Here is a 9,648-nt window from a genome sequence, read left to right on the forward strand (position 1 = left end):
CCATCATGGAGGTACATTTGTGGAAGAGCTCATACGCGACGTAGTCATACTCGGAGGGGGGACCGCAGGATGGATGACAGCCTCTTATCTGGCCCGTGCGGTTGGTTCAAAGGTGCGCATAACGCTGATAGAAGCGGCAACTATCCCCAAAATCGGGGTTGGCGAGGCCACGATTCCTAACCTGCAGAAAGTGTTTTTCGACTTTCTAGGCATACCCGAAGAAGAGTGGATGCGACACTGCAACGCCTCTTTCAAAATGGGCATCCGCTTTGTCAATTGGCGACCGCAGCCGCAATCTGCCGGCGACGATTACTTCTATCACCTGTTCGGGCTTATCCCTAATTGCGATAGCGTGCCTTTGTCGCACTACTGGGTGCTTCGCCAGCAGGAGCGTATGGACGACCGGCCGCTAGCCTACGCTTGTTACAAGGAAGCGCCGCTGCTGGATGCAAAGCTTTCGCCACGCATGATGGATGGCACGCGGGTAACCAATTACGCATGGCATTTCGATGCGCATCTGGTCGCCGATTATCTGCAAAAACTTGCCGTGGGTTGGGGAGTACAGCACGTCGTCGACGAACTCGATCACGTGGAGCTGGCGCCCGACGGCAGCATCGCCGCCCTGCATACCCGCATGGGAAACCGCTATGGGGCAGATCTATTTATCGATTGCTCCGGTTTCCGTGGATTGCTCATCAACAAAGCGCTTGGCGAGCCGTTCATCGACATGAAGAATCATCTGCTCTGCGACAGCGCGGTGGCCGCTTCTGTCCCCCACGATGATGAGCGCCACGGCGTGGAGCCGTATACCTCGTCCATTGCCATGAAACATGGCTGGACCTGGAAAATCCCGATGCTGACCCGGTTTGGGTCCGGCTATGTGTATTCCAGCGACTTCACTTCGCAGGACGAGGCAACCGATGAATTCCTGAAGCTATGGAATCTCGATGCGAACCAGGTGAAATTGAACCAGATCCGGTTCCGTACCGGCCGCAACCGTAACGCATGGGTCAAGAACTGCGTTTCGATCGGCCTGTCGTCTTGCTTCCTTGAGCCGCTTGAGTCCACCGGGATCTATTTCATCTACGCGGCCATCTACCAATTGGTCAAGCATTTCCCCGACCGCAGCTTCAATCCGTCGGTGATAGCGGCGTTCAACGATGAGATCGCCGGCATGTACGATGACTGCCGCGATTTTATCCAGGCGCATTACTTCACTACATCGCGCAACGACACTGCGTTCTGGCGCGCGAACAAGAACGAGCTGCATCTGTCGGACTCGATCCGCCACAAACTCGAACTGTATAAAGCCGGGCTCATTGTCACCGCACCGCTTAGCGACGCGGGAGCCTATTACGAGAACTTCGAAACCGAGTTCCGCAACTTCTGGACCAATAGCAGCTATTACTGCATTTTCAGCGGCATGGGCTGGATGCCGAAAGCGCCTCTGGCGAAGTTGCGCTACAGCCCGGCCTCGCTCTCCAAAGCCCAGCAATCGTTCACCGATCTACAACACCAGACGGCCGAGTTGAAGACAAAACTGCCAAGTTGTCACGAATATCTGCAGACGCTGCATGGAGGCGCCAAGCCCATGCAGGCCGCCCGTACCGGTTCGGCCTGAATCAAGTGCACAAGTGCAGGCCCGGCCATCGCGCCAGTGCGATGGCCGGTTACAAAACGCCTTCCTCGAACCGTTGCTCCAGCACTCCTTGCTCTGGAAGTTCTTGCTCTAGAGCAGCGGAACTCATAGGCGAGTTCGACTCGGCGTATCGCGCGCAAGCTCTGATCGTGGCTTCCTTCATAAACGCCCACAGCGGGATATCCACATGCAAACTTTCCTGCATGCGGGCCACGACTCTCGCAGCCAGCAAGGAGTGGCCGCCGATCCGAAAGAAGTTGTCGTCGATGCCCACACGTTCAAGCTCAAGCACGTCGGCCCAGATCGTTGCCATCGCTTCCTCCCTGGGTGTGCGTGGCGGCCGATACACCATGTCGGCAACGATCGTGGGTGGCGGAAGCCTGCTGCGATCGACCTTTCCGCTTGCGCCAAGAGGCATGGAGCGAAGGCTTACGAACACCGCCGGAATCATGTAATCCGGCAAACGCTCTGCCAGCTCCGCCCGCAGTTGTTCGGCGGTGGGAGCCGGCTCGTGACGGCCGACCAGATAGGCGACCAGCGATTTGTGCTCGCCCTCGCCATGCAGGACAACCACCGCCTGCTCCATCGCCGGAATTTCCAGCAGTGCCGCTTCGATTTCTCCTGGTTCGATGCGATGCCCGTACAGTTTTATCTGATGATCGCTACGCCCGACGAATTCGATTTTTCCGTCGGGGCGATAGCGCACCCGGTCGCCGCTTCGATACATGCGCTGACCCGGCCCTCCGTTGGGGTCTGCCACGAAACGCTGGGCTGTCAGCCCAGGCTGATGCAAGTACCCTCTCGCCAGCCCCTCCCCCGCTATGCACAGCTCGCCCGCCGTACCGATCGGTACCGGCTGCAGATCCCCATCCAATACATACACCCGGACATTGGCGATCGGGCGGCCGATAGTGACGCTATCGGCACCGCGGACATACTCGTCGTAAGTCGAGCAGACTGTCGTTTCGGTCGTGCCGTATTCGTTGATGAAGCGACAGCTTTGCGCCCATTCCCGCGCCAGCGCCGGGTCGAACATTTCGCCGCCCACAAACAATCGGCGCAACGCGGGGAGCCCACCCAGTGGCAACAACGGCAATACCGACGATGGCAGCATCACGGTGGTGATTCGTCGCTCGACAAGGAAACGAACCAGCTCCGTCCCGATAGCCACGGAGGGCGCCGTGTCGAGAATGTGCAACGTGGCGCCGCTGCTCAGGCTGACCAGAATTTCCTGTAAAGAGACATCGAAACTCAGTCGCGTGAATTGCAGGAAACGATCCTCTGGCTGGATGTCGAAGGCGCGGCAATGTGCCTCGACCAGGTTGCAGACTCCGCGATGGGATACCAGCACGCCCTTGGGTTCGCCGGTAGAGCCCGAGGTGTAAATCATGTACGCAAGATTTTCGGGACCTACTTTCGCATTGGGTGCTGCGGCTGGGTATTTACCGGCCGATGCATGCCCCAGCACCTCATCCACATACACCATGCGGGATTCGAGTTCGGCAGGCAGCAGCACTCGCAATGCCGCCTCGGTGATGATCGCCTGCGCTGCAGAATTCTGCAGCAAATAGGCCAGGCGGTCGGGCGGTAGCTGGTCGTCCAGCGGCAGGCAGACGGAACCCGCTTTCAGAATCGCAAGCAGCGCGACGACCATCTGAGCCGAGCGGGGCAAGAAGAGTCCGACGATCACTTCCGGGCCCGCGCCAAGGTCTTGCAGATGCTTGCCGAGCTGATTGGCGCGATGCTCCAACTGTGCGAACGTGAGCTCGGTCTCAGAGTCGACGACGGCCACCGCCATGGGCGTACGCCGGGCTTGCTCTGCGATCAACTCATGTATCCGGCGCTCGCTGCGGTAGGGTGTCGCCGTCGCATTCCAGTCGACGAGCTGGCTGTGCAGCTCCTGCGCGCTCAGCAACGAAACCTCCGATACCTTGCACGGTGTATCGCTGGCCACCAAGGTCAGCACCCGCTCGAAATATCCCATCCAGCGATCGATGGTCGCGGCCTCGAAAAGATCCGTGGCATATTCGAATACCAGTCGCACATGCTCCGGGCCTTCAAAAGCATGCACCAGTAGATCGGATTTCGCTACGTGCTGCTCATTGGCCAGGCTGCTGACCTCCAGGCCGGGCAGCTCGGTGCGCGCGGCCGGAAGATTCTGCAAGGTGAGCGACACCTGGAACAACGGATGGCGCGACAGATCGCGTTCGGGTTGCAGCTCCGCCACCAGTTTCTCGAACGGCAGGTCCTGATGTGCGTACGCACCCATGGTTACTTCTTTGACCTGCTCCAATAGTTCCTTGAGGCTTGACTGCGATCGCACCTGCGTACGCATCACCAGGGTATTCACAAAAAAACCGATCAGCCCCTCCATCTGCCGGTGCGTGCGCCCGGCGACGGGTGAGCCCACCACGATGTCGCTTTGACCGGTCAGCTTCGACAACAGCAACTGAAATGCAGCCAGCAGCACCATGTAGAGCGTCGCCTGCTCGGCTTGCGCCCGCTGCCGCAAACGCTCGGTCAGCGGCTTGGAAAGCGTCAACGCCAATTTGGCGCCTTTGAAGCTCGTCATCGCGGGGCGAGGATGGTCGGCAGGCAACACCAGGGCCGCGGGGATCCCGGCCAGGCGCTGTCGCCAGTAATCGAGTTGCCGCGCGAGGACCTCTTTCTGCAACCATTGCCTTTGCCATAAGGCGTAGTCGGCGTATTGAAGCTCCGGCTCGGGCAGTGGCGACGGTAACCGGCGCAAATAAGCCGCATACAGCGCCCCCAGCTCCCGTACCAGCACACCCATCGACCAGCCGTCGCAGATAATGTGATGCAGGCTCAGCAGCAGCGCGTGTTCGCGTTCACCGGTTTTGACCAGCGCGACTTTGAACAGCGGACCGCGTTCGAGATCGAAAGGCTCGCGCACCTGCTCGCGCATCCGCGCCTGCAATGCTGCCTCCCGATCCCCCTTGGTCAAGTCACTGAGATCGAGTTCGGCGAGGTGGAATCCACCGGCTGGATCGATCACCTGCACCGCGCTGCCCGCTTGCGACTCGAAACGGGTGCGCAGGCTCTCGTGGCGTCTGACGAGTTCCGCAAAACTATGTTCCAGCGCTGGAACATCCAGCGTGCCGCTAAGACTGAACGCAACGGGCACGCTGTACGCCGGCCCCGATAACCCAAGCCGATCCAGAAACCATAGCCGCTCTTGCGCGAACGACAGCGGCAACACGGCGGGGCGCGACTGGCGCGTTAGGCGCGGGGCTGCCCCGCTGCCCTGGAGCGCACGCAGTTGGGCGAGAATGGCCGGCTTATGAAACCTGACTAGCTCCCGCAGCTCCGGGCTCAGACGAGGGCCTTCGTATCTCAGCACCAGGTCGTCATCGACCACGCTGATCCGAACGCCCTGCTCGTCCATGTCCCTCAGCAAGTCCATGACATTCATCGCCTGCGCTCCTATCGCAAACCTATACCGTTTGCGCGTAGCTCGGAGTCTCTGGAGATCATCCCTTCCAGCGCCACCTTGAGCTGATCTCTGCTGAACACCGGCGCGACGATGCCGGCCGCATCGAGTACGCCATGCGTCCGGGTGAAATCGAAGCGTATGTTCGCCGCCTTTCGCGAACGCCGATGGGCTTCCCAGGACGCCTTGTCCAGGGTGAACGCAAATTGCATCAAGGGCACCGCCGGAAACATCCGACCCTGCTGATGAAGCCTGCGGATCTCGACCATCCAGTCATAGAACGGTATCAATTGCAGATTCGCGCCGGTGATCTCGTTGCAGTTCTCGAACAGGCCGCCTTCGATCGTCTGCTGTGACGAGGAGATATGAAAGACGCCCAACGAGCGGCGATGAAGCTTGGCCAGATGCACGACCGAGCGCGCAACATAATCGACCGGGGTCGGCGGAAGGCTGTAGCGAAAGTCACGCAAGCCATAGCCCGACAACAGGCAGCTCTTGATGAGTCGATAAGCCCACTGCCGCTCGTCATAGCGGCCCTGTGCAGTGTCCGCGGAAACGAGCCCCAGCCGAAAGATGTTGCACGGGACGCCGCGCTGACTGGCCTGCATGACCAGATGCTCTCCAATCCATTTGCTGGCGTTGTATCCGTGCAAGGCCGGATGCTTCTCGTGCTCGACCGTACTGGCTTCGTCGACGGCACGCTCGCCATCCGCCCGCACGGCACCGAACACGCCTAGCGTAGAAATATAGTTGACCTGTTTCTGCCGGCCGGTAACGGCGAACTTCAGCACCTCTTTCGCACCCTCGACATTGGCTGGCTTCGCCATGGCATAGGTTTCAAGGTGATTCATGCTGGCAGCGTTATGAAAAAGTGTGTCGATGTTTTGGCACAGCGCCTCGTAAACAGCGGCGTTCAAGCCAAGTCGCGGCAAGCTGATATCGCCGGGAACAGCGACCAGGCGAGACGCGAAACTGTCCTGCCACAAATCCCAATGCAGCAAGGTGTCGCGCACTCGGTCAAACGCCTGCTCCGCCGACGGCGCCCTGACCAGACAGTAGATCCTGGCATCCGTGTCCTGCAGTAGCTGGGCCAGCAGGAAACGCCCGACGAAGCCGGTGCATCCGGTCAGCAAAATCGCATTCTGCGCGACGGCATCCGTGCCGATACCAGGCACGATCGAGGCATCCAGCACAGCCTCCTCGGCCAGGCTTACCGGCTCGTCCGGGGTTGCGCCTGCCGAGATCCGCACGGCGAGAAGTTGTATCGTCGGGTATCGATAAAGGTCCGTAGCTGTTATGGCCGATTCGACGAACTGGTTCGTTCTGGCCAATGCCTTCACGACCAACATCGAATGCCCGCCCAGATCGAAAAAATTATCGTGGCGACCGACCCGCTCCACTTGCAGAAGCTCCTGCCAGATGGCGGCCAAGGCCTGCTCAAGCGCCCCCTCGGGGGCCTCGTACGGCTGCTCCGAGAGCAGGTCCGCCACCGGCAACCGTTGACGATCGACCTTACCGTTTTGCGTCAGCGGCAGACGTTCCAGGATGACGTACGTCGAGGGCACCATGTACTGAGGTAGCCGCTGCTCCAGGTATTTCTTCAGCGCCGCCGCTTGCAGTTGCGCTTCGTTGGCGGTCGCTACATAGGCTATCAGTCGCTTATCGCCCGTGCGGTCCTCGCGCACCTCCACGACAGCCTGGCTCACCTGCGGGTTTCCGAGCAGAGCTGTCTCGATCTCTCCCGGCTCGATGCGATGGCCGCGTATTTTCAGTTGATAGTCCGCTCGGCCGATGAATTCGAGTTTTCCGTCGGTCCGATACCGCACCCGATCTCCGGTGCGATACATCCGCGATCCTGGACGTCCATACGCTTCGGCCACGAAGCGGTCCGCAGTCATGCCGGCGCGCTGCAGATACCCTCGTCCGATGCCTTCCCCACCGATAAACAGCTCGCCTATCGCTCCGCTGGGTACCGGCTGGAGGTCCTCGTCCAAGACGTATACGCGGGTGTTCGCCAGCGGCCGCCCGATGGACACTGGCAGGCCGTCGGCCGTGTACTCGTCATAGGTGGAGCATACGGTGGCCTCGGTCGTTCCGTACTCGTTGATAAAGCGCCCGCGGCTGGCCCATTGCTCGGCCAGGGAGGCATCGAACGCCTCTCCTCCGACAAATACCCGGCACAGGGATCGCACGCCATCGACCGGGAGCTGCGGCAACAGCGAGGAAGGAAGCATGACCGTAGTAATGCTTTGCTCGGAGATAAACCGCGCCAATTCCGTTCCGGCTATCGCAGCAGGCGTCGCCTCCCATATATGCAACGCGGCCCCGCTGCTCAGGCTCACCAGAATCTCCTGCACGGACACATCGAACCCCAGGCGCGTGAACTGCAACAGCCGATCGCCGGCGCCTATGGCAAATGCACGCCGATGAGCCTCGACGAGGTTGCAGACCGCACGGTGCGGAATCACCACCCCTTTCGGCTGACCGGTGGAGCCGGACGTATAAATGACATAGGCCGCGTTTTCGGGATGCACTGCAACGGCAAGGTCCTCGACCGGGAGCGCGTCGATGATCTTGCGCGAACCATCATCATCCACCAGCAGCGTGCACGGGTGCGCGGGAAGCTGATCTCGCCATGTCGACTCGCTCACCAGCACGCCCACCCCCGCGTCCTGGATCAGTTGCTGCAGACGCGCTGCGGGCAATTGTTCGTCCAACGGAAGATAGGCCCCTCCGGCCTTCAGGATGCCGAGAAGAACCACGACCGCCTGCACCGAACGGCGCAGGCAGACGGCGACGACGACCTCCGGCCCGACGCCCATCGTTTTCAAATGCCGCGCCAGTTGGTTGGCGCGCGAGTCGAGCTCGCTGAAGCTGAGCGTGCCGAGCGCATCGACTACGGCTGCGGCGTCGGGAGTACGGGCCGCCTGCTCCGAAACCAGTTGATGGACCCCGCAGTCCCGGCGATATGTCGCTTCGGTCGCATTTCGCGCAACCAGGAGATCGTCGCGCTCTGCGTCGCCCATAAGCGGCAGATCCGCCACGCGGCAATCGGGGTTGTTCGCCACGGCCTGGAGTATTCGCTGCAAGTACTCCATCCAACGCGTCATGGTCGCCGGCTCGAACAGATCCGTTGCGTACTCGAAAACTAGCTGGATACCGTTAGCATCCTCGAAGGCGAACAGCATGAGGTCCGACTTGGCGGTGACGTGCTGGTGGGAAACTCTGCTGATGCGGATACCCGCCAGTTCGCCCTGATCCTGCGGCACGTTTTGCAACGCAATCGCCACCTGGTACAGAGGTTGACGCGACGTATCGCGCCCCGGCTGTATCTCCGCCACGAGCTTCTCGAAAGGCAACTCCTGATGCTCGTATGCCCCCAGAGTGGCCTCTTTAGCGAGACGCAGCAGCTCGCGGAATCCGGCATCGGGGTTGACCTTCGCGCGTAACGCCAGCGTATTGGCAAAGAAACCGATCAGCCCCTCCAGGTTCCGATAGGTGCGCCCGGCAATCGGCGAACCCACCACGATGTCGCGCTGGCCGCTCAGGCGCGACAGCAGCACTTGATAGGCGGCCAACAGAACCATGAAAAGCGTCGCGCCTTGATGCCGTGCCAATGCCTGCAACTGTACGGACAATTGCCGAGGAAGCGCCAAGGCAATCCTGGCCCCCTTGAAACTCGCCACCGCAGGACGAGGCCGGTCCGTCGGAAGGTCTAAAGCGGCCGGAATACCAGCCAGCTTCTGCCGCCAGTAGACCAGTTCGCGTTCAAGCACCTCCCCTTGCAGCCAGCGCCGTTGCCATAAGGCGTAGTCCGCGTATTGCATCTGCAGTGGCGAAAGCGGCGACGCCTTGCCCTGGGAAAATGCGGCATAAAGCGCACCGATCTCCTGAATCAAGACGCCCATCGACCAGCCGTCAGAGACGATGTGGTGCATCGTCATCAGCATCACGTGTTCCAGCGGGCCGAGCTTTAGCAATGCGGTCTTGAAGAGCGGGCAGTCCAGACGAAAGCGTTCGGCGACCTGACCACGGACCCGGCGTTGAACCTCTTGTTCGCGATGCTCCGATGCAAGCGTGGTGAGATCGACGTATTCGAACTGTCCTTTTCCCGGCGGATCGATCGTCTGCGCGGGCTCATCGCCGCGCTGTACGATGCGCGTCCGCAGAATTTCATGCCGGCTGACTACCTCGGCCAGGCTGCGTTCCAATGCTTCGGCGTCCAGGCTTCCGTGAAGTCTGATCCCGGAGGGCATGTTGTACGCCGGCCCCAGCAACTCAAGCTGCTCAAGAAACCACAACCGCTCCTGTGCGAACGATAGCGGCAAGACCGCCGGACGCGGCTGCGCCTCAAGGTCGGGACGCGGCCCGCCGCGAAAGGTAAGCAACTGCTCAAGAATGCCCTGCTTGTTCCTTTTGATCTCGTTGCGCAGATCGTCGCTGATGCCATGCTGCGGGTAACGAAGCACGATATCGTCACCGGCAACCCTGATCTGCACGCCCTGTTCGTCCGCCTTGCGCAGGAGTTCTACGATATGCATTCGTCGTGTCCGTGTCT

Annotated in this window: 3 protein-coding genes; 1 reads left to right on the top strand and 2 read right to left on the bottom strand. The window is 60.6% G+C overall.

Annotated elements, in window-relative coordinates:
* Positions 1-19: 19 nt before the first annotated feature.
* Entirely contained in the window at positions 20-1,621 is a 1,602-nt protein-coding gene (locus DVJ77_RS17415) for a tryptophan halogenase family protein (protein WP_114846798.1), read from the top strand.
* A 49-nt stretch (positions 1,622-1,670) separates the two neighbouring features.
* On the opposite strand, the gene DVJ77_RS17420 is transcribed toward DVJ77_RS17415, so the two are convergent.
* A complete protein-coding gene (locus DVJ77_RS17420) occupies positions 1,671-5,072 on the bottom strand; it encodes a non-ribosomal peptide synthetase (protein ID WP_114846799.1) in 3,402 nt (1,133 codons plus the stop codon).
* An 11-nt stretch (positions 5,073-5,083) separates the two neighbouring features.
* Entirely contained in the window at positions 5,084-9,631 is a 4,548-nt protein-coding gene (locus DVJ77_RS17425; RefSeq protein ID WP_114846800.1) for a non-ribosomal peptide synthetase, read from the bottom strand.
* Positions 9,632-9,648: the final 17 nt, after the last annotated feature.

The organism is Dyella tabacisoli (assembly GCF_003350925.1).
GTDB lineage: Bacteria > Pseudomonadota > Gammaproteobacteria > Xanthomonadales > Rhodanobacteraceae > Dyella_C > Dyella_C tabacisoli.